Raw genomic sequence first — 20,645 nt, forward strand, 5'->3', positions numbered from 1 at the left:
TAATTCCTAGTTAGATAGCTCCCTCTCTTAAAGGAGAGGGCGGGGGGTGAGGTTAAACCGTATCCACAAAATTCCGTTCCACTTTATTAAAAATTACAACTCCAAAAATCAATAAAGCTAAAGTTACTCCAGTTGTATAGCCTAGACTTACCCAACCAAAGCTTCCTTCGCCTAAAAAGCCGTATCTAAATGTTTCGATAATAGGAGTCATAGGGTTGTATTCGATAATCCAAGCGTAAGCAGGATATTTTTCGAGAGCAGTGGATAGGGGGTAAATTACTGTGGTAGCATACATTAATAATTGCACACCAAAGGTTACCAAAAATGCTAAATCTCGGTATTTGGTAGTCATCGCAGAGATAATCATTCCTGTACCTAAACCTAATAAAGCCATTAAAATTACAATTACAGGAAACAATGCAATTGCCCATGTAAAACTAAATTGAGCACCTATTACAAAGTGATAATATGCCACCATCATCATAAATAAAATCATCTGTACGCCAAACCTTACTAAGTTACTTACCACAATACTTAAAGGCATAATTAAGCGAGGAAAATACACCTTGCCGAAGATATTAGCATTATCTTTAAATACAGTAGAAGTTTTGGTTAAACAGTCAGCGAAATAATTCCAAGCGGTAATGCCTGCCATATAAAATAAGGGTTTTGGAAGCCCATCTGTTGAAATTCCAGCTAAATTGCCAAAAATAAAAGTGAAGATAATAGTTGTGAATAACGGTTGAATAAAAAACCATAATGGACCAAGAATAGTTTGTTTGTAAAACGAAACAAAATCTCGCCGTACCAATAAGCCTAATAAATCTCGGTAAGCCCAAACTTCATTTAACTTTAAATCAAATAACGAAGATTTTGCTTCTATCGTCCAATCATGTTGCTGGTTGCTCATTTAGCTGTATAATAGATTAAAAACTTTTGTTTTATATTGATCATATCCGAAATGAGCCACAGACAATTGTTGCAGCTTATTTTGTAGAGCTTTTGTTTTTGGTTCGCTCAAATTTTCATTAATTGCCTTAGCAATTTCAGTAGAACTTGATGGGTCAATTAAAGTACCCAACTCTCCATTTAACAAAGCATCTAAACTCCCATCAGCATTGCCAGCAATTGACGGGCAACCACAGGCAGCGGCTTCTATAAAACTAATGCCGAAACCTTCTCCTTTACTTGGCATCACAAAAACATCAGCTAATAAGTAATGATCATTCACTTCTTCATCTTGTAAAAAACCTGTTAAAGTTACTTGCTGTTCAATTCTTAGTTTTTTAATTAGCTTTTTAATTCTTTCTAATTCCATTTCATCGGCTTTGCCAGCTAAAATATAATGTAGGTTTGGATATTTGGTTAACAATTGAGGTATCAATGCAATTATTTGATCGTAACCTTTATATTGTTCAAAAAAAGACATTCTAGTTAGCGTAAATAATATATTTTGATCAGTATTTAAATGATATTTTTTTAAAAGATGGGTAGGTTTTTCAAAATTTTTTGGAGGACTAAAAAATGGATCTAAGCCATTGTTTAAAACTTTGATACGCTCCTTAGAGATGCCTTGTCTAATGAGTTGATTTGCAGTAAAATTGCTCACAGCCCATATTTCACAGTGCTTTTGCAGGAAATTTATTTTCCAATTTTTAAGCTGATGCCAAACCTCAATTCCATGTGCTATTAAAATTATTCTCTTTTTTGATGTTAAATTTTTAATGAGCCATCCAAAAACAAGTAAATTAATATGACTTAAAATTACAATGTTATTTGCTCTGCTTTTACTTAGCGTTGAAATTGCAAAAGATATTTTATTCGCTTTAAATCCATTAAAATTTATATTTGATACATAGTTGATGTCTGGTTTGTTATCATATACAGAAAGAACATTAAACGAAGTTATTTTTTTATCTTGTTGCAAATCGCTTAACACTTTACAAATTGCCCTGCCAACTTTTTCTATCCCTCCAGTTAGGCTAAATGTGTTTAATGTTAAAAATAGAATCTTCAAGTTTCTTTATTTATTGTATTTATTTATTTGATACAATGCAAATATTTTAGACCAATGAATGTTTCCAGTTTTAAACTTATTGATGAGCGCTTTAACATACAAATTGCTATACAAATCTTCATTTACAATTTCTTCTTTGTTAAGAAACCATTGCTGCAAAGGAAAAGTAAAACCCATTTTCGGTCTATTATAAATGGCTTCAGGTAATATATTTTTAAATGAATGAATGAGTAAACTTTTTGGTGTTTTATTAAAAAGTAGCTCTTTTTTAATTTGTGCCACAGCCGCAATAAAGTGCTGGTCTAAGAATGGGATACGCACTTCAATACCATGGCTCATGCTCATAAAATCAGTGTCCTTTAAAAGCTGATTTTTCATAAACAAATTAGTTTCGAACCAAGCGGCACGTTCTTGGCCAACTAAATGATCTATATTTTTTTCAACCGGAAAACTTTCTAACAAATCATCTATTTCAATTTTTGGTATTTGAAGAATTTTTGATATCGCCTTTGGTGTAAAAAAACCTCTTAGAAATAAATATTCTCCTATCGGATTCTGGTAACTGAGGTAGTATATTCTTTTTAACTTTTCAGAAGGGAGTTTAGCGCTAATTTTGAGTAAAAGTTTAGGTAATTTCTTTAAATTTTGCACCAAATTCATTCTTTTAAACGATGGATATCCTCCAAAAATTTCATCGGCACCAATGCCAGATAAAACTGCTTTTAAGCCATTTTCTTTAGCATATTTAGTAACAAACCAAGAGTTAATACCATCATTAGTTGGCTGGTCCATAGCAGCTAACATCTCATCAAAGTTTAATTGGAAATCTTTTTCGGTAACCCGATAGGCGGTATGTTTACCACTTGTTTGATTGGTGATGATTTTTTGATATTTCTCCTCAGAAAATTTCTCTTCAACAAAGTTAATAGAGAGTGTGTTTAGGTTTGTTTTTACCTCTTCATTAGCAAGCAGAGTAATAATACTTGAGTCAATTCCTCCACTTAAGAATACACCAATAGATGCATCGGCAATTAAGTGATTGGAAACTGAATTTTTAAGTTTTTCTGCAACCTGATGAGTAGCCGCTGCTTGGGTATTAATTTTTATTTCGCCTGTAATTGGTAAATAGGAGTTGATTTGAAATTGATGGGTGTTATGGTTCCATACTAAATAAGAACCTCCTGGTAATGCAAATACATTTTTTAATGTGGTAAATGGCTGAGGAATATGACCAAAAGCTAAAAAATAAACTTTCCAATCTGGATTTTCCTCAAACGTATATGATGTATTGTTAAATGCTTTAACTTCAGATGAAAATATTAAAAGTTTAGGTCTGCAGCTGTAATATAGAGGTTTAATCCCCATCTCATCCCTTACCAGATAGGTTTTTTTTTCTTCACTATCATTTAATGCAAATGCAAACATGCCCCTTAATTTTGCAAATAGGGTAGTTCCCCAAGCTTTAAAACCGATTAAAATAACTTCAGTATCTGTATTAGTTTTAAAAGTAAAATTTAGTTTTAGTAGTTCTTCTTTTAATTCTTTATAATTATAAATTTCTCCGTTGTAGGTTAGGGTTAAGTTGCCATTCATCATAGGTTGATGACCTGCACTAGATAAATCAATAATAGCTAATCTTCGATGACCAAATACGGTAAGTTCATTTATTGCCGTTAAGCCTTCGTCATCTGGTCCTCCATGTGCCAAGGCATCGCACATAGATTTAACATCAGCCTGAATTTGATCAAGATTACGATTGCTATCTATAATTCCAGCTATTCTGCACATTGTTTACTTTGCTGCTTTGCAGTGGTTTGGGGAGAGGCTACAGCTCACGGTCATTAAGTTAAGCTTTTTAAAGCGGTCGTCCTTGCGAGGAAAGCGTAGCGACAGCCTGTACCGACTTTCAGCAAAGCAATCTTTTCTGCAGGTTGGTATCTAGTAGCGAAAATGCATGAAAGATTGCTTCGCTCTGTGAAAAACAGAAACTCGCAATGACGAGCGATGTTCCATAACTTAATGACATTGGGCTACAGCTTCGCCCTCTCAGTCACAGTTAATTTTTGTAACTTGTTAATTTATAGGTTATTATTTCAGTGGCTCAATATGTGCCATTGAGGTTTTAATTAAAATTGAAAAACCCAGGTTTTCTAATCGTAAAACTAAACTTTTTTTGCTCTTTAAAGATACTAATTCGGCAATAATTCCTTTAAATGGACCAGCCTTAATTAAAACTTTTTCGCCCAAAGAAATTTCATGTTCTACAAGTTCTAAGTCGGCATTATTAGCTAGTAATAATTTTAAATCTGCTATTTGTTTAAGTGGTATTGATGCAATTTTACCAGTAAAATAAATGAACCGCGATACGCCATAAGTCATCAGTACCTCGGTATATTCTTTTGAGGAGATGTAAACAAATAGATACGACCTTAACAAAGGCTCTTCCGTTATTTTTTTTCTATCGCTCCATTGTTTTTCTACCTTAATTAAAGGAAGATAGGTTTCAATATTTTTTCTATTTAACTCCTCTTGCGTTTTTTTCTCAGCTCTAGAACGAGTGTAAATAGGATACCATTTGTACGAATTGTCAATCAATGTGATAGGGTTGATTTGTTTTTGTTGAGCATGACAAAAAAACAATATTATTTAAATAAAGACTTTCTCAACTAATTAATTTTATTCGTTATTTCCTCTCTATAGAGACCTCGACACCTCGACACCTCCACATCTAACCACCTCAACCCCATCTACTTCTTTTTCCAAAACTCCCACCATTTTTTAGGGTCATTATCATAATATCCTGATCCAGCATAACCAGAATAATCAGAATAATAATAGGTGCTATTGCCACCACCTCTAGAGTAATCGGTGGTGTAGTAGTTAGAGTGTAGTGCATCATCTCCAAATGCATTAAGTACAATTGCTAAATTACTTAAGCCATACTCACGAGATAACCTTTCGGGAATAGCTGCTGCTCTAAGTTGAGATTTGCCAGATCTTATTACAAATAAATTTACATCAGACTGCCTGATTAAAGGAATAGCATCAGACACTAAACCAACGGGAGCAGTATCTACTAACACATAATCATACAATGGGGCAAGTGTAGCCAATAGTTCTTTCATCTTTTCGGTGTGTAATAACTCCGAAGGGTTTGGTGGCACTGGGCCAGATGGCATAAAATCTAAACTATGTATTTCATCATGAGTAATTGCCTCTTCTAAAGTACATTGACCAGATAAGTAACTACTTAATCCGATTTTATTATTGTTGCCAAAAGCTTTATGCATTTTAGATTTTCGTAAATCTGCAGCTATCAATATGATTTTTTTATCAATTAAGGCTAATGTACTCGCCAAATTTACCGTTACAAATGATTTTCCTTCTCCAGATACTTCAGATGTAACACAAATGGTTTTACTTTTTTTATTGGCAGCTAAAAAACTTAAATTGGTTCTAACTGAACGTACAGATTCTGCAAAAACGGATTTAGGTTTAGCCAATGATAGTGCTTGTCTGCTATCTTTATCAATAAATTCTGGGAATTTGCGTATAACACCAATAATTGGTGTGTTTGTTAAGCCTTCTACAGTTTCTTTATCATATATGTATGGATTTAAGAAACGAACTAGTAAAATTAAACCAAAGCCAGCTGCAACACCTAAAAATGCTGCAGATGTGTATGCCGTATTTTCAACAGGAGAAATTGCGTAATAAGATGGATAAGCTGGATTTACAATAGATGCTCCTGGTACAATTGCAGCAGCATTCATCTCTGCTTCTAACTTTTTTTCTGAAAGATAAGAGCGCACTTTGTTATTTACCTCAAAGTTTGTTTGCAATTTAACGTAGTTCTGTTGTTTTGCAGGGATAGTGCTAATGCTATTATTTACTCCCGAAATCTGATTGTTAATATAGCTAATTGTTTGTTGGTTTCGCTCTCTTAAAGACCTGATGTTGCTTTTAATAGCAGATTTTAAATTTACAATTTGCTTGTCTAAATCTCTTATAGGTTGCGAATCAGAATTAAACTGACTTAGCTTTAATTCTCTATTGCTAACCATTGTATTAAGTTGGGTAACTAAAGGGCCTAGTGTGCTAGTTAACACACCTTCTAAATCTAAACCAATTTCAATTTTATTGCGGTTATTGTTAACTTGATCTTCTAAATTTCTGATGGATAGCAGTTGCAAGTTTAAATCAGATTTTTGTTTTTCTAAATCAGCTAATTTTCCAACTGTTGTTGCTGTTGATGAAGGCAAATCGACAATTTTATTTCTAGTTTGAAAATCTGCTAAATTAGAACCCGATTTATTTGCCTCATTATCAATAAAACCTAATTGATTGTCTATAAAATCAACAGTTTGCTTGGCAGAGCGTCTTCTCTGTGTAATGTCATACGAAACATATTCTTTCATAATGGCATTTAAAACATCAGCAGCAAAATCTGGGTTAGCATCTGTTTGACTTAAACTCATCACGTTAGTAAAACGAGCAGCTTCGCCAACATTTAAGCCTCCCATTGCCCTGCCAATAAAATCTTCTTTGCTATTAAATTTAAACTGATAAGTGCCACTGTTTGGTATCTTGTCTTTAATACGGAAAACCATATTTCCTATATTAATATGCTGGCCGTACTTATAGCTTTTGGCTTCATCTTTACCTTCAGCTAATGATAAACTAAATGTAAGGTTGTCTTTAGCGGTTACTTGATATAAAGCTCTGTCAAAATTTAAGGTGTCTTGTTTAATGATTTCTATCGCAAAAGGCACATTTGGATAAAGCTCTGTAGTTCTAACTCTTCCTTTTAAATAATAGCTTATTTTATAATCTAATGTTTTAACGGCATTCAAAACAACTGCGTTACTTCTAATCGTAAAACTTTCAGCCTGTATTTTGTCGGTGTAATTATATACTTGAGATGACATTTGGTTGCCGGTACCTATATTTGGACTACTTTCTTCAAGCTTTAAGGATGCTCCAGTTTGATACATTGGCGGGGTATAAAACAAGTGTATTTTCGCAATAATTAACGAAATAATTAAGCAGCCTACTATCCAATACCAACGACTTAAAAAAACCTTAAAAATTTTATAAAAATCAATACTTTGACTAGGTTTTTTTTCAATATTATTTTGAGTATCCATTAACGAGAAATTGTAAAGATTAAGACTGCTAAATTAACCACAACTAACAAGGGTTGTAAAATGTTACTAAAGCTTTGCAATTTGTCGCTAGTTGCTGCACCTTTTGTAGTTTGCAATACAATGATATCGTCGTTTTGTAGCACTAATTTTTTACTAGCTAAACTATTAATATCGTTTAAGTTAACATAAATAATTTCAGGTTTACTTCTGTCTCCTCTAATAATTTTTAAAGTTTTAGGGTCGGCTGTTTTAGTAATGCCACCAGCTTCGCCAATAATGTCAATTAATGTGGTATTATCTCTTTCTAGTAAAAAGTTTCCCTGTTTACTAAACTCTCCTAATAAGGTTACTTTTAAATTAACAATACTCAGCTCAATTATGGGATCGGGTAATAATTTTGATTTGTATATTCCCTCAATTTTTGCAGTAGCTTCTCTGCGGCTTAAACCCGCCACTTCTACTTTTCCAATTGCAGGTAAATTAACTTTGCCATCAGGTTGTACTTCATAAGAAAGCACGGTATTAATTTTGCCAGTTGGACTGCTTGCTGCGCTTGTAGACCCAGCTCCTGTTGATGCGGTAGCACCCCATTCTTTATTCTGTACGTTTCTAATGGCTAATAAATCATTAACTTTAATTTTGTAATAAGAGTCAATTCCTTGGTCGTTTACCACATACACCTGTTTAATGGTGTCTGTTACAACATCAGTTGCTGCGTTAAATAAACTTCTTTCTTTACGAGCGCCACAAGAACTTAATATCAATACAAATGCAGTAATAAAATATAGGGATAATTTTTTATGCATATTCTTAAAAGGAGTAAGGGTTAATTTTGTAAGTTTGATCCTAACTTCAAAAATACATTATTCAATTGTCTAAAAAAAGTGATTGAGAAGTAATTTATTTTTTTGTTTAATCATTTGCTAAACTTATAACTAATGTATAAAATTTTAATATTAAGTATTTTATTTTTAATATGTTTCAGTATAGATGCAACAGCTGTAATAGGATGTCAAAGAGATAGCAATTAGATGTTTATACAAATCCACCAAGTGGATGGAATGAATGGACTACAGCTGTTAGAGAAAATTGTCCTTCTGGCTCAACTACTTCAGATCAATACGCGAATGTAACAAGTTATACAACTTTCCCAGCAACTGTATGTTATATAGGTTTTTTGGGTTGGACAGGAGCAGGTAAATTGGTTAATTACAGTATTTTAAACTGTCCAATTGATGATTATATTCCTTACTTAGCCTTAGTTATAAGTGTTTTTAGTTGTTTTTTTCTATCAAGAAGTAAAATGAATCTTATATAGATAATCTTACACTTGAAATCTCTTAGTTGAGTAATGTTGCGCAAAATCTTACTCATCACGTAACATTTCTCATCATATTAATTGTTTACACAATTATTTTTTTTGTGCTAAATTCTTAAACAATATCATTGGTTGGGCTTAATGCTACATGAACTAAAGTTTTGCAGACTTTGGCTTTGAAATTGAATATTGGTTAAACCAATTCTATATATTCAATCACTTTCGATGAAATTATATCTCGTAATTTTAGCTTTCCTACTTTTATTTAATCATACAGTTACCAAAGCTCAATCGGTCACAGTTCAAGGTTGCAACAGCGGCAGCTACATATATCTTCAACATATAGGATCAACTAATTTTTATGGAAATGTATACGAAGTTTACTTTAATGGTACTAATCAGGGTGAGCGAATAAAAATTTATAATAATGATGATGGTTTAGCGACAACTAAATGCGATGAAATTAGTCCAGGTTCTATTGTGCCGACTGGAGGAAATCAATGCTGGATAGCAATTTCAGTTCCTGCTACCAATACCAGCACAGGAGCTACTTGGGCAACAAAAGTTAATGCTACCTATGTACCTTGTCCAATTAACAATGTTCCGATTGATGATTTTATTCCTGTTATTCTAGTTACAACAGTTTTATTTGGCCTGCTTTGTTTAAGGAAAAGTGAAAATAGGCTCTTAGCCAAATAGATAATCGTAATTTAACCTTAATTTGTAAAGGGAAATACTTTTAGTTTGTGTATATATATTCAACTATTTTTCATCCTGTACAGCTATGCACTTAATTTTGAAGCATCAAATTATTAAAATATGCTTTTAAATGTACTATATGTCTTTTGATAAGCCTTCGCAGAGATGATGCAAAATGAGAAATTGTTTATCTCGTTAGATTAAATTGTTATTATTCGTAATGATGCGAACTAAAGGTGCCAAGGCATTCTACGAGTTAAAATTTACACTGATTTGTAAAATCATCTTACCCTTTTAAAGAGTTTTTAAAGCGTAATAAATTTAAATTTGATATAATTTCAATATTTGAAAAATAATTGCTTAATTAGATATAATTTTAATAGTAATTAAATTTTTTAATTATCAATAAAATTATATCTAAATTCTCATGCTCAAAAAAAATCTAATTTGCTTAATAGCCATCATCTTATTGTCAGTAAATACTGATAAAGTTTTGGCTGCTACTGGTTGTTTATATACTTCAGGTTATATATACCCTAATAGAAGTGGTAATTTTACTGGTAACCCTCCAGGTACTACATATGGAAATGGAAGTTATGAAAATTACAGTTTTAATGGTAGAGTTCTTGAAAATGATGTTTATTGTGTAGTCGAAAGTACTGTTCCATGTAGAATAGATGGTTCAAATGGGGTTTGGGGTGTTAAAGTCACTTTCTCATATGTTCAATGTCCTATTGACGATTATATTCCATTATTAATCACATTCATTTCTGGTGTTGGCTTATTTTATCTTAAGCGAAAAACAACTTATATGTTAGCTTAATTTTAAATAAACTCTTGATTTATAAACTGTTTAAAAATGATTTAATATTTTAGTTTTAAACAGCAATTTAGCTATTGTTGGTGGGAAAGTCAACATGGAAAAAAGCCAAAGTAGCGCCTCCAATCACCTGTTAGCCTATCTTTAAATAGTTTCTTAATTGGAAGAATCTTTTAAATTTTAGAATAGCGCTTGTGTTAATTTTGCTTTTTATATTAATTTATTTCCATTCAATTTAAATTTTTTCTTTTAAGTATGCAATTGAAAAAAAACTTTTGATATATCGCTGATTTTCATTAGGTTCAATCACCTGATAAATCCTAGCTTATGAAAAAGTTATTTTTTATCATCCCTAAGGTTATTTTAAGATATTTAGTTTTCCTCAATTTCTTGGTATTTTGCTCTTACGCTCGTGCGCAAGTGTACGGTTGTCATGTAGTTGTAGGTGTTTCAGATCGTATTTTTTATACTCCATACGGTGCTGGAAGCCCCACGGAATGGCAAACTGTAGTAGGGGGTGCAATAACTGCCACTGGTGAAACAGGTGGTTATAGGTCTGATGGAAGTGTTACCTATGGCTGTATAGCAGATATTGGTGGTACTTGCACCGTTTATCAACAATACGAAATAAGTGCTGGTCCGCCACAAATTATAGGGATGAGGCCCTACAGAGTAGGTGTTTATGCAAGTATTGACCCAGTAAATTGCCCCATAGATAATTATATCCCCTTATTATTTATCTTTACCATAGGTATTACATTAATTAAATTTAAAAAAGTTGTACCATTATGATTAAATGAAAGTAAGCATCATCACGGTAGTTTATAATGGCGAAAAATATATTAAAGATTGTATCGAATCAATCCTCGCTCAAGATTATCCTCAAATTGAATTGATTGTAATTGATGGTGCATCAATAGATTCAACAGTACAAATAATCCAATCTTATCAAAACAAAATCCATCATTTTATTTCAGAACCAGACAATGGTATGTATGATGCGCTAAATAAAGGAATAAAATTAGCAACTGGCGATATAATTGGCGCTTTAAATGCAGATGATACATTAGCCACTAAAACAATACTAACAGAAATTGTAGCCTTCTTTAAAAAAACAAATGCTGATGGAATATATGGCAATTTAAATTATGTAAATGCAAAAAATACAGAACAAATTGTTAGAAAATGGAGAACAAAACAACATCTAATCGGAGATTTTAGTGTTGGTTGGATGCCTGCACACCCAACATTATATTTAAAAAAAGAACTTTTTTATAAGTATGGTAATTATTCATTAAATTATGGTACCGCTGGCGATTATGAATTGATGCTTAGGTTTCTGTATAAATTTAAAATTAAAGCATTATTTTTAAATAAGTTAATTGTAAATATGCGTACTGGCGGAGTAAGCAATTCGTCGTTTAAGCAAAGATACTTAGCGTTTGTTAACGATTACAGCGCAGCAAAACACAACACAATACCCATTCCGCTGCTAACAATTGTGTTAAAAAAAATATCAAAAATAACGCAGTTTTTGCATTCAAATTAATTAATTTAACTTTCTATAAATTTATTGATACTTTTAGGCAGAAACTCAGCTTGTCTCGTGGACTTTTTTCAAAATTATATCATTTATTATATTGGCATTGTAGGCTTGGCTTTTTTGCTAGTCATCACAGTTATTCCATCTATTATATTTACAGCCATAAAATATAGATTATTTGATAATGCCGATGGATACCGAAAATCGCATAGAATACACATTTCGAGATTAGGAGGCGTGGCCATTTTTTGCAGCTTTACCATAACTACATTATTATTTGCTGCAATGGTAGATTATAAGCAGGCCAATTTTTTAATTACATCCTCCATTATTTTATTCGCACTTGGTTTAAAAGACGATTTATATGGCTTAAATCCGCTTACTAAATTTTTATTGCAAATTGTTGTTGCCTCCATTTTGGTGGTGGCTGGTAATTTTAGACTAACTAGTTTTTATGGTGTGTTTTATTTATGGGATGTTGCGCCATTGTGGGGTGGTTTATTTTCAATATTGGTAATTATTTTTGTAAATAATGCTTATAATTTAATTGATGGTGTAGATGGTTTAGCGGGCACATTAGGTGCAATATCAACCTTATGTTTTGGGGTGTTTTTTGCAATTGCAGATGCTTACCCTTACGCTTTTATAGCCTTTGCTATGTTTGGGGCAATATTGGGGTTTTTGGTTTTTAATTATCATCCTGCAAAAATATTTATGGGCGATACAGGTTCATTAATTATTGGTTTGGTTTGTGGAGTTTTGGCTATTAAATTTATCAATATCAATAAAATTGGAAATACTCCTGATCCTAATTTTTACTCAGCGCCAGGTATCGCAGTTGCGGTTATTATTGTTCCAGTTTTCGATTCATTAAGAATATTTTTTATTCGTGTAATGCATAAAATGCCTCCGTTTAAAGGAGATAGAAACCATATTCACCATAGGCTACAGCAGTTAGGTTTTACGACCAATCAAATTGTTGTTGCTTTAAGTTTTTTTAGTGGAGTGATGATTACACTTTCACTATTTATGCAACATTGGGGTAACTTTGCTGTAATTTCTGTGATTATAATTATCTGTGTAATTTTAAATGCAATAATTACCTATAAAATTGGCAAAAGAAGAGATCGAAAATACAAATTAATGGATGTAATTTTATTAGATACATTTCGGATAATTAAATGATAACTGTAAGCTAAAATTTAATCAGCCAAAAACAATTAAATTATTACATTCTCTTAAAGAATATAGCTAATTTTACGCCATGAACATTGCAATAAATGGATTTGGCCGAATTGGGCGAACCTTTCTTCGTACTGCACTTAAACGTAAAATTAATGTTGTAGCCATCAACGATTTAACTGCTCCAGCTACACTTGCTCATCTTTTTAAATATGATTCTGTTCATGGTGTTTACCCTGGAGATATCACTTATACCGATACATCAATTATTATAGATGGATTTATCATCAATGTTTACGCCGAAAAAGATCCTCTTCAATTACCTTGGGCAGCGCTCAATGTTGATCTAGTGATAGAATCTACAGGTAAATTTACAGATAGAAGCAAAGCCAACTTGCATATTCTTGCAGGGGCAAAACAAGTAATTATCTCTGCCCCAGCTACAGATTCATCCATCCCTATGGTAGTTATAGGGGTTAATGATGATCATGTTGATTTAAATTCACCTATTTTATCTAATGCCTCATGTACTACAAACAATGTGGCGCCAATGGTTAAAATTTTAGATGATAATTGGGGAGTTGAAGAAGGATATATCACCACCATTCACTCGATGACAGGAGATCAAAATTTACATGACTCGCCTCATAAAGATTTGCGAAGGGCAAGAGCGGCTTCATCATCTATTATACCTACCTCAACGGGTGCCGCAAAAGCAATTACTCATATTTTTCCTCATTTAGAGGGTAAATTAGGTGGAGCAGGTATCCGTGTACCGGTTTTAAACGGTTCATTAACAGATTTTACCTGTGTTTTAAAAAATAAAACTACGATCGATCAAATTAACGAAGCCTTTAAAGCAGCATCTTTAATAAAAATGAAATCGATTATTGAGTATACTGAAGACCCAATTGTTTCCGTTGATATTATTAATAATCCACATTCTTGTATATTTGATTCTCAGTTAACTTCCATTGTGGGCGATTTGGTAAAAGTTGTAGGTTGGTACGATAACGAATCAGGCTATTCTAATCGTTTAGCAGATTTGATAGAGAAAATAAATGCGCATAAAGCATCGGCTTAAATATTTGTTAAATGGTTAAATTTATTCCACTTGAGCTTACTTTAGGGTTAAGAAGTAAGGTATTAAGAAATGATATTCCTTTAGAAGAATGTACTTTTGATACAGACCAAATTGAAGGTGTGTTTCATTTGGGCTATTCTATTGAACATGAAATAACCACAGTGGCAACATTTTTTCCGAACAATACTATTAATGAGGATAAATTAGGTTATCAACTGCGAGGAATGGCAACCGACCCACTTTTTGCAGGTAAAGGATTTGGGAAACAACTTATAAATTTTGCTGTTGATTATATTAAAACAACAAACGCCGACTATATTTGGTGTAATGCTAGAAGTTCGGCTATTAAATTCTATGAAAAATTAGGATTCGAGATAATTTCAGATGAATTTGAAATTTCTGGGGTTGGGCCTCACTATAAAATGATTTTAAAACTAAATAAGATATGAATACGATCGATCAAATAAACTTTAAAGATAAAAAAGCATTGATAAGGGTAGATTTTAATGTGCCTTTAGATAAAGAATTTAACATAACAGATGATAAACGAATGCGAGCTGCCATGCCTACCATCACTAAAATTTTAAATGATGGTGGTTCTGTAGTTTTAATGTCGCATTTAGGTAGGCCAAAAGGTGGTCCAGAAGATAAATATTCGCTAAAACACATTTTAGGAGATTTATCTAGAATGTTAGATTTAGAAGTGAAATTTGCTACAGATTGTATTGGAGCTGATGCGGAAAAGCAAGCGAAAAATCTTTTTCCGGGAGAAGTGTTGTTGTTAGAGAATTTACGTTTTCATCCACAGGAAGAAAAAGGTGATGTTGCTTTTGCAGAGAAATTATCGAAATTAGGAAATGTTTATGTAAATGATGCTTTCGGTACAGCCCATCGTGCTCATGCATCAACCACAATAATAGCGCAATTTTTTCCTAACGCTAAATATTTCGGTTATTTAATGGCTGAGGAATTGAAAAATGCAGAAAAAGTAAACCATGGCGCAGCAAAACCTTTTACTGCAATTATGGGTGGTGCTAAAGTTTCTGATAAAATTTTGTTGATTGAAAGTTTGTTAGACAAAGTAGACAACCTGATTATTGGTGGAGGTATGGCTTATACTTTTGCTAAAGCGCAGGGCGGAGAAATTGGCACCTCTCTTTTAGAAGAAGATAGAATGGCTTTGTGTTTAGAATTAATGGATAAAGCAAAGGCAAAAGGGGTGAATTTAATCCTTCCGGTAGATACCGTAATAGCTGATAAGTTTGATAACGATGCTGCTAAAGATCAGGTAGATAGTGGTCATATTCCGGCAGATTGGATGGGATTAGATATTGGTACAAAATCAGTAGAATTATTTACAGAAACTATCAAAAATTCTAAAACATTATTGTGGAACGGACCAATGGGTGTTTTTGAAATGGCAAATTTTGAACAAGGTACCAAAGCTATAGCTGAAGCGGTTGTTGCAGCTACAAAAAATGGTGCCTTCTCATTAATTGGTGGTGGCGATTCAGCCGCTGCAATTGCTAAATTCGGATTAGAAGATGAAGTAAGCTATGTTTCTACAGGTGGTGGTGCCTTGTTAGAATACATGGAAGGCAAAGAATTGCCAGGAGTGAAAGCGATACAAAGTTAGATTCTGTCATCCGATGACTATGTGCTATTTGCCTTTGTCATCGGACGACTAAATATCGAAACCTATTTTTAGTCATCCAATGAAACTTTCCTTGATTTATTATTCATCGGATGAAATACACTCGTAATTCGATGACTACCCGCTATTTGCCTTTGTCATCGGGGGCCTAATTATAAATACCTATTATTTTATTAATAGTATGAGCCGTTTTTATAGTTTAATTGATTTAGAGTTTCAAAAAATACCTAAGAGCATTTTTTCTGAAATCAAATGCTCACCTTCTCTAATAAAATCATCTTTTTCAATACCCGAATGTTCGTAAAAAAGACTTTGATTACACAAGCTGCCATTTCTCATTCCGATGTAATCAAGATAAGATGAAAATTTCCAATCTTTTAAGTCCGTAATTAAACCAGCTTTTAGCGGGTTCTGATGAATATAATGTGTGCATATTGATAAATAATTTATCGTGTCATTGGCATTTATTTCTAATTTTTTGGCTTTTGTTTTTTGTTGAAAAAGTGATCCCGTAAAACACTCTTGTTTTTGAAGAGCTCTGGTGTAAGACCTTAAAACTATGGCAATCGCTTTGTTTAAAGATTTTTGTCCGATTTTCTTTGCGATATTCGTATCCCTATCCTTAATATAAATTATAAAGTGGAAGTGATTAGGCATTAAACAGTAGGATAAAATCTCACAAAATGGAAGAATTTCTGTTCTAATCTTTCTTAGAAAAAATAAGTAATTCTCTTCGCTAAAAAAGATTTGCTGTTTGTTGTTGCCTCTATTATAAAGATGATAAAACTTTCCCTCTGTAAATTCCATAAACAAATGATTTATTGGTAATCTTAACATAAATTATAGATTAAAGCAAATGCTTGAATCTAAGTCATCGATGACTAATGACAAGCAGAAATCTTTTTCCTTCCCCCCACGTTAGATCTATTTGTTAAACAAAATTAAATTCTGTTTAACAATCTGCAAATAACTTTCAACAAACTTACGATGACATAAACTCGTCATCCTATGACTATGTGCTATTCGCCATTGTCATCGGACGACTAAATATCGAAACCTCTTTTTAGTCATCCGATGAAACCTTTCTATCGATTTATTATTCATCGGATGACAACCCACTAGGTTCCCCACTCAAAATGTGCCAATGTGGGATAAATTTACAGGTTTTTACATGTTGATAACTTTTTTGTGGTAAAAAGTGGTAAAAAGTGGTAGAAGTGTTTTATTTTTACACTACATTAAAAAGTGTAAAGACCGTAATGACTCAACTGATAGGAGAATTTGATTGTAAATTGGATGCGAAAGGGCGCTTAAGTGTGCCTTCTTCGTTGAAGAAGCAATTGCCTGATGTTGAGCGTGATGGACTGATTGTTAGTCGTGGTTTTGAACAAAATTTAATCATTTACCCAAAAAAAGTTTGGGAAGGCATTGTTGCCGAGATGATGAAGTTGAATATGTATGTGCCTGAAAACAGGGATTTCGTTCGTAAGTTTCAGCGCGGTGCAACCGAACTTTCTTTAGATGCTGCTGGAAGGGTTTTAATACCTAAATCATTAACCGATTTCGCTAAAATTGGTTCTGAAGTGGTTTTAGCTTGTCAATTAGATAGGGTAGAGGTTTGGGATAAGAAAGCTTATGATGATTTATTTAATGATTCGCCTGAGGATTTTGCAGCACTAGCGCAAAAAGTAATGGGTGGTAATAATGGGAGGATAGGAGATGGAGCATAATTACCATGTGCCAGTGATGTTAAAAGAGTGTATTGAAGGTTTAAATATCAATCCCTCTGGTGTATATGTTGATGTAACTTTTGGTGGCGGAGGTCATTCTAGAGAAATTTTAAAAAATTTAGGAAAAGATGGGGTGCTGATTGCATTTGATCAAGATCCTGATGCGCAAAGAAATAAAATTGATGATCCGAGGTTTAAATTTGTAGATCAAAACTTTGGTTTTCTTAAAAATAACTTGCGTTTATTGGGTTATAAACAAGTGGATGGGATTTTGGCAGATCTTGGTGTTTCTTCTCATCAGTTTAACGAGCCAAGCAGAGGTTTCTCTACTCGTTTTGATGCTGATTTAGATATGCGGATGGATAAGCATCGTCCTTTAACCGCTGCTGTAGTTTTAAATACTTATGCAGAAGATAAGTTGCATAAAATTTTCGGTATTTACGGCGAAGTTAAAAATGCAAAATCGTTAGCAGCTACCATTGTTGCTTCTCGTGTAAATAAATCGATTGTAACCTTGGCCGATTTTAAGGCCATCATTGCGGCTCATATCCCGAAAGGAAAAGAAAATAAATACATGGCGCAAGTTTTTCAGGCGCTCAGAATAGAAGTGAATGCGGAGATAGATGTATTGGAAAGTTTTTTAGAGCAAACTGAAGCCGTTTTAAAACCAGGTGGTCGTTTGGTGGTAATGTCTTATCACTCATTAGAAGATAGGCCTGTAAAAAGTTTCATCGCCAAAGGCAAATTTAGAGGTGATGTAGAGAAAGATTTTTTTGGAAACGAGCAAAAACCATTTAAATCGATCACTCGAAAAGCTGTTGTGGCTAATGAAGAGGAATTGAGCATTAACAGTCGTGCTCGTAGTGCGAAACTTAGAATTGGTGAAAGATTATGAATAACCAATTTAGAAAAAGGATAGAAGAGCAAGAGGAGGAAGAAATTCATCTTGTTGAGGAAGAGCCAAAGCCAAAAGCTGCAGTTAAGGAGGGGAGTACTACTGCTTTTTTTAGAAAGCTATTTGTAGATGGTGTGGTTACTAAAGAATCGGCTACGGATATGTTGCCTTTTATCATTTTCTTATGTGTTTTGGTAATGATTTACATCGCCAATAGCCACATGGCAATGAAAAATATAAGAAGTATAGATAAGTTAAGTAAGGAAGTAAAAGTGCTCAATTGGGAATATAAATCATTTAAAGCTGATTTAATGTTCAAGAGCAAATTAACCGAAGTGGCAGCGAAAGTAGACACCTTAGGTTTAAAAGAATTAATAGAACCGCCAAAAAAATTAGTAATCAACAGAGATGAACATTAGAGCAAACATATTATTAAGGGTATACATCGCTTTCGGGCTTATTGTGCTTTTTGCCGTTGCTGTTTTATTGAGGTTGGGGCATGTGCAATATGTTCAAGGAGAGAAGTGGGTAAAAATGGCCGATAGTCTTTCGGTAAGAGAATTTGAGATTGAAGCTGTTCGTGGTAATATTTATTCTAATGATGGTAGTTTATTGGCTACTTCTGTTCCAGAATATGAGCTACGGATGGATATGATTGCGGGTGGAATAGAAAAAGATGAAGTTTTTTACAGTAAGGTAGATTCTTTAGCTGCTGCATTTGCAGGATTTTTTAAAGATAAAACAGCTAAAGAATATTCAAGGATCTTAAGGAATGCCAGAAGAGATAAAATGAGAGCGCTATTGTTAAAACGTAGAGTTTCTTATGAAGATCTTAAAATCATCAAAAAGTTTCCAATGTACAATATGGGAGCTTACTCTGCTGGATTAAAAGCCGAACAACAAAACAAAAGAATTTTTCCATTTAAAGATTTAGCTGCTAGAACCATTGGTTATAAAAAACCAAATATTAGTGTGGGTTTAGAAGGTGCTTACGGAAACTATATTGATGGAGAAACTGGTAAACAAATGAGACAGCGAGTTGCTGGCGGTTTATGGATGCCAATTAATAGCGATGCAGAAATTGCACCTAGAGATGGCGCTGATATCATTTCAACCATCGATATAAATATGCAAGATTTGGTACAGAATGCTTTAAAAGAGGGCTTAATAAAATCTAAAGCACACCACGGAACTGCAATTTTAATGGAAGTGGCAACTGGTGAGATAAGATCTGTAGCAAATTACACTCGGGTAGAAGAAGGCATTTATAAAGAATCGTTCAATTACGCTATCGCTGGTAATCAGGATCCTGGCTCTACATTTAAATTAGCTTCTTACATGGCGTTGTTAGAGGATAAATTTGTAGATACCAATACTTTAGTTAGAACAGGTTGGTACCAAATACCTGGAAAAAGAATTACCGATTCTCATCCTAAAGATGAGATGGTTACGGTAAAAGCAGCTTTTGAGCATTCATCAAACGCGGCAATTGCCAAGTTAATCAACGATAATTACAAAGATAACCCAATGAAATTTACCAATCATTTATACGAATGGGGTTTCAATGAAATGTTAGGTTTACAAATTCCTGGTGAAGCTAAACCAGTGGTGAAAAATATTGAGGCTAACAAAAGCTGGAATAAGAACATGACTTTACCACAAATGGCTTATGGTTATGAGATGCAGCTAACGCCATTGAAAATGTTAGCTTTTTACAATGCGGTTGCTAACGAAGGAAAATTTGTTTCGCCAATCTTTGTAAAAGAAATTAGAAGGTTGGGTAATCCAATTGAGCAGTTTAAGGCAAAAGTAATCAATGAAAAAATCTGTTCTGATGTAACGTTGAGTAAAATTAAAGCGATGTTGGAAGGGGTGGTGCTTAACGGTAGTGGTAAGCAGGTTGTGTACAATCCGCTTTACAAAATTGCTGGTAAAACGGGTACTGCTCAAGTAGCTGATGATGATAGAGGTTACAAAGGTAAAAAACAATATCAAGCATCTTTTGTAGGTTATTTTCCTGCAGAGAAACCAAAATATTCTTTAATCGTGGTAATTAATGATCCAAAGGGAGAATATTATGGTGCTTTAGTTTCTGGTCCGGTTTTCAGAAAAATTGCTGATAGAATTTACGCTGGTGATGTAAATATGTATAGCGGTGTTAAAGAAAATTTAATTGGTAACACAGTTGCTCCTGCTGCTAAAGCTGGGCACAGCAAGGCAACTCGAAAAGTATATAATGCTTTTGGTATTAAAGCGCTTTATGCTGCAAAATCAGATTACTTCAACACTGTTGATACCAGTAATGGTGTAGCATACCAAGAAAATACACCAATAAAAGGTGTGATGCCAAATATTGCTGGAATGGGTTTAAAAGACGCCATGTATTTAATCGGCAATGCCGGCTTAAAAGCAAGAGTTAAAGGAAGTGGTAAAGTAATTAAACAATCCATCCTGCCGGGAAGTAGAATTGGCAAAGGGTTGATGGTAGAGATAGAGTTAAATTAAAACAAGGTTGAATGATTGAATTTTGAATGATTGAATATTTGCAACATGCTA

19 protein-coding genes are annotated in these 20,645 nt (G+C 33.4%); 12 read left to right on the plus strand and 7 right to left on the minus strand.

What is annotated here, in order from left to right; genetic code table 11:
• Window positions 1–52 precede the first annotated feature (52 nt).
• From FA045_RS14765 to FA045_RS14790, 6 genes are all read right to left on the minus strand, one after another.
• On the minus strand, window positions 53–910 hold the full coding sequence (locus FA045_RS14765) for an ABC transporter permease (protein ID WP_136877845.1): 858 nt from the start codon (window positions 908–910) through the stop codon (window positions 53–55).
• Window positions 911–2,017: a glycosyltransferase family 4 protein gene (locus FA045_RS14770; protein WP_136877846.1), complete on the minus strand. Its 1,107-nt coding sequence runs from the start codon at window positions 2,015–2,017 to the stop codon at window positions 911–913.
• A 6-nt stretch (window positions 2,018–2,023) separates the two neighbouring features.
• Window positions 2,024–3,805 (minus strand): asparagine synthase (glutamine-hydrolyzing), encoded by a 1,782-nt coding sequence (asnB, locus tag FA045_RS14775; RefSeq protein WP_136877847.1) that lies wholly within the window; start codon window positions 3,803–3,805, stop codon window positions 2,024–2,026.
• A gap of 300 nt (window positions 3,806–4,105) precedes the next feature.
• Window positions 4,106–4,612, minus strand: coding sequence for a UpxY family transcription antiterminator (locus tag FA045_RS14780; protein ID WP_136877848.1), 507 nt, complete (start codon window positions 4,610–4,612; stop codon window positions 4,106–4,108).
• A gap of 152 nt (window positions 4,613–4,764) precedes the next feature.
• On the minus strand, window positions 4,765–7,164 hold the full coding sequence (locus tag FA045_RS14785; protein WP_136877849.1) for a GumC family protein: 2,400 nt from the start codon (window positions 7,162–7,164) through the stop codon (window positions 4,765–4,767).
• On the minus strand, window positions 7,164–7,970 hold the full coding sequence (locus tag FA045_RS14790; RefSeq protein ID WP_136877850.1) for a polysaccharide biosynthesis/export family protein: 807 nt from the start codon (window positions 7,968–7,970) through the stop codon (window positions 7,164–7,166). Before FA045_RS14790 ends, FA045_RS14785 begins: the two co-directional genes overlap by 1 nt.
• 737 nt (window positions 7,971–8,707) lie before the next feature.
• Between FA045_RS14790 and FA045_RS14795 the strand changes: the two genes are divergently transcribed.
• The 8 genes from FA045_RS14795 (at window position 8,708) to FA045_RS14830 (ending at window position 15,446) form a co-directional block, all read left to right on the plus strand.
• Window positions 8,708–9,181 carry a hypothetical protein gene (locus FA045_RS14795; protein WP_136877851.1) on the plus strand — a complete coding sequence of 158 codons (474 nt, stop codon included), beginning with the start codon at window positions 8,708–8,710 and terminating at the stop codon, window positions 9,179–9,181.
• 427 nt (window positions 9,182–9,608) lie between these two features.
• Window positions 9,609–10,004, plus strand: coding sequence for a hypothetical protein (locus FA045_RS14800; protein WP_136877852.1), 396 nt, complete (start codon window positions 9,609–9,611; stop codon window positions 10,002–10,004).
• 324 nt (window positions 10,005–10,328) lie between these two features.
• Window positions 10,329–10,793 (plus strand): hypothetical protein, encoded by a 465-nt coding sequence (locus tag FA045_RS14805; RefSeq protein WP_136877853.1) that lies wholly within the window; start codon window positions 10,329–10,331, stop codon window positions 10,791–10,793.
• Window positions 10,794–10,797: 4 nt separating this feature from the next.
• Window positions 10,798–11,550, plus strand: coding sequence for a glycosyltransferase family 2 protein (locus FA045_RS14810; protein WP_136877854.1), 753 nt, complete (start codon window positions 10,798–10,800; stop codon window positions 11,548–11,550).
• Between the two features lie 57 nt (window positions 11,551–11,607).
• Window positions 11,608–12,729 carry an MraY family glycosyltransferase gene (locus FA045_RS14815; RefSeq protein ID WP_225871354.1) on the plus strand — a complete coding sequence of 374 codons (1,122 nt, stop codon included), beginning with the start codon at window positions 11,608–11,610 and terminating at the stop codon, window positions 12,727–12,729.
• A 79-nt stretch (window positions 12,730–12,808) separates the two neighbouring features.
• On the plus strand, window positions 12,809–13,810 hold the full coding sequence (gap, locus tag FA045_RS14820) for a type I glyceraldehyde-3-phosphate dehydrogenase (protein WP_136877855.1): 1,002 nt from the start codon (window positions 12,809–12,811) through the stop codon (window positions 13,808–13,810).
• A gap of 11 nt (window positions 13,811–13,821) precedes the next feature.
• Entirely contained in the window at window positions 13,822–14,259 is a 438-nt protein-coding gene (locus tag FA045_RS14825) for a GNAT family N-acetyltransferase (protein ID WP_136877856.1), read from the plus strand.
• Window positions 14,256–15,446: a phosphoglycerate kinase gene (locus tag FA045_RS14830; RefSeq protein ID WP_136877857.1), complete on the plus strand. Its 1,191-nt coding sequence runs from the start codon at window positions 14,256–14,258 to the stop codon at window positions 15,444–15,446. The genes FA045_RS14825 and FA045_RS14830 overlap by 4 nt, the downstream gene beginning before the upstream one ends.
• Window positions 15,447–15,680: 234 nt before the next feature.
• On the opposite strand, the gene FA045_RS14835 is transcribed toward FA045_RS14830, so the two are convergent.
• Window positions 15,681–16,271: a transposase gene (locus FA045_RS14835; RefSeq protein WP_169305066.1), complete on the minus strand. Its 591-nt coding sequence runs from the start codon at window positions 16,269–16,271 to the stop codon at window positions 15,681–15,683.
• A gap of 452 nt (window positions 16,272–16,723) precedes the next feature.
• Here FA045_RS14835 and mraZ point away from each other — a divergent pair, with 452 nt between their 5' ends.
• Genes mraZ through FA045_RS14855 form a run of 4 tightly spaced genes read left to right on the plus strand, consistent with a single transcriptional unit; the run spans window position 16,724 to window position 20,594 of the window.
• A complete protein-coding gene (gene mraZ, locus FA045_RS14840; RefSeq protein WP_136877859.1) occupies window positions 16,724–17,194 on the plus strand; it encodes a division/cell wall cluster transcriptional repressor MraZ in 471 nt (156 codons plus the stop codon).
• Window positions 17,184–18,089, plus strand: a complete 906-nt coding sequence (gene rsmH, locus FA045_RS14845; protein WP_136877860.1) for a 16S rRNA (cytosine(1402)-N(4))-methyltransferase RsmH — start codon at window positions 17,184–17,186, stop codon at window positions 18,087–18,089. Before mraZ ends, rsmH begins: the two co-directional genes overlap by 11 nt.
• Entirely contained in the window at window positions 18,086–18,508 is a 423-nt protein-coding gene (locus tag FA045_RS14850) for an FtsL-like putative cell division protein (protein WP_136877861.1), read from the plus strand. Before rsmH ends, FA045_RS14850 begins: the two co-directional genes overlap by 4 nt.
• The gene (locus tag FA045_RS14855) at window positions 18,498–20,594 is read left to right on the plus strand and encodes a penicillin-binding protein (RefSeq protein WP_136877862.1); all 2,097 of its coding nucleotides are present in this window, start codon (window positions 18,498–18,500) and stop codon (window positions 20,592–20,594) included. Before FA045_RS14850 ends, FA045_RS14855 begins: the two co-directional genes overlap by 11 nt.
• Window positions 20,595–20,645 lie beyond the last annotated feature (51 nt).

Origin of the sequence: Pedobacter cryotolerans, from assembly GCF_005116475.1 — a bacterium.
In the GTDB taxonomy this organism is placed as follows: domain Bacteria; phylum Bacteroidota; class Bacteroidia; order Sphingobacteriales; family Sphingobacteriaceae; genus Pedobacter; species Pedobacter cryotolerans.

Excerpts from the sequence above, each read along its gene's own strand:
- FA045_RS14805 (WP_136877853.1), top strand. The coding sequence starts at position 10,329 with ATGAAAAAGTTATTTTTTATCATCCCTAAGGTTATTTTAAGATATTTA.
- FA045_RS14835 (WP_169305066.1), bottom strand. The coding sequence starts at position 16,271 with ATGGAATTTACAGAGGGAAAGTTTTATCATCTTTATAATAGAGGCAAC.
- FA045_RS14825 (WP_136877856.1), top strand. The coding sequence starts at position 13,822 with ATGGTTAAATTTATTCCACTTGAGCTTACTTTAGGGTTAAGAAGTAAG.
- FA045_RS14855 (WP_136877862.1), top strand. The coding sequence starts at position 18,498 with ATGAACATTAGAGCAAACATATTATTAAGGGTATACATCGCTTTCGGG.
- FA045_RS14830 (WP_136877857.1), top strand. The coding sequence starts at position 14,256 with ATGAATACGATCGATCAAATAAACTTTAAAGATAAAAAAGCATTGATA.
- FA045_RS14785 (WP_136877849.1), bottom strand. The coding sequence starts at position 7,164 with ATGGATACTCAAAATAATATTGAAAAAAAACCTAGTCAAAGTATTGAT.
- rsmH (WP_136877860.1), top strand. The coding sequence starts at position 17,184 with ATGGAGCATAATTACCATGTGCCAGTGATGTTAAAAGAGTGTATTGAA.
- gap (WP_136877855.1), top strand. The coding sequence starts at position 12,809 with ATGAACATTGCAATAAATGGATTTGGCCGAATTGGGCGAACCTTTCTT.
- FA045_RS14765 (WP_136877845.1), bottom strand. The coding sequence starts at position 910 with ATGAGCAACCAGCAACATGATTGGACGATAGAAGCAAAATCTTCGTTA.
- FA045_RS14790 (WP_136877850.1), bottom strand. The coding sequence starts at position 7,970 with ATGCATAAAAAATTATCCCTATATTTTATTACTGCATTTGTATTGATA.
- FA045_RS14795 (WP_136877851.1), top strand. The coding sequence starts at position 8,708 with ATGAAATTATATCTCGTAATTTTAGCTTTCCTACTTTTATTTAATCAT.
- FA045_RS14850 (WP_136877861.1), top strand. The coding sequence starts at position 18,086 with ATGAATAACCAATTTAGAAAAAGGATAGAAGAGCAAGAGGAGGAAGAA.
- mraZ (WP_136877859.1), top strand. The coding sequence starts at position 16,724 with ATGACTCAACTGATAGGAGAATTTGATTGTAAATTGGATGCGAAAGGG.
- FA045_RS14810 (WP_136877854.1), top strand. The coding sequence starts at position 10,798 with ATGAAAGTAAGCATCATCACGGTAGTTTATAATGGCGAAAAATATATT.
- FA045_RS14800 (WP_136877852.1), top strand. The coding sequence starts at position 9,609 with ATGCTCAAAAAAAATCTAATTTGCTTAATAGCCATCATCTTATTGTCA.
- asnB (WP_136877847.1), bottom strand. The coding sequence starts at position 3,805 with ATGTGCAGAATAGCTGGAATTATAGATAGCAATCGTAATCTTGATCAA.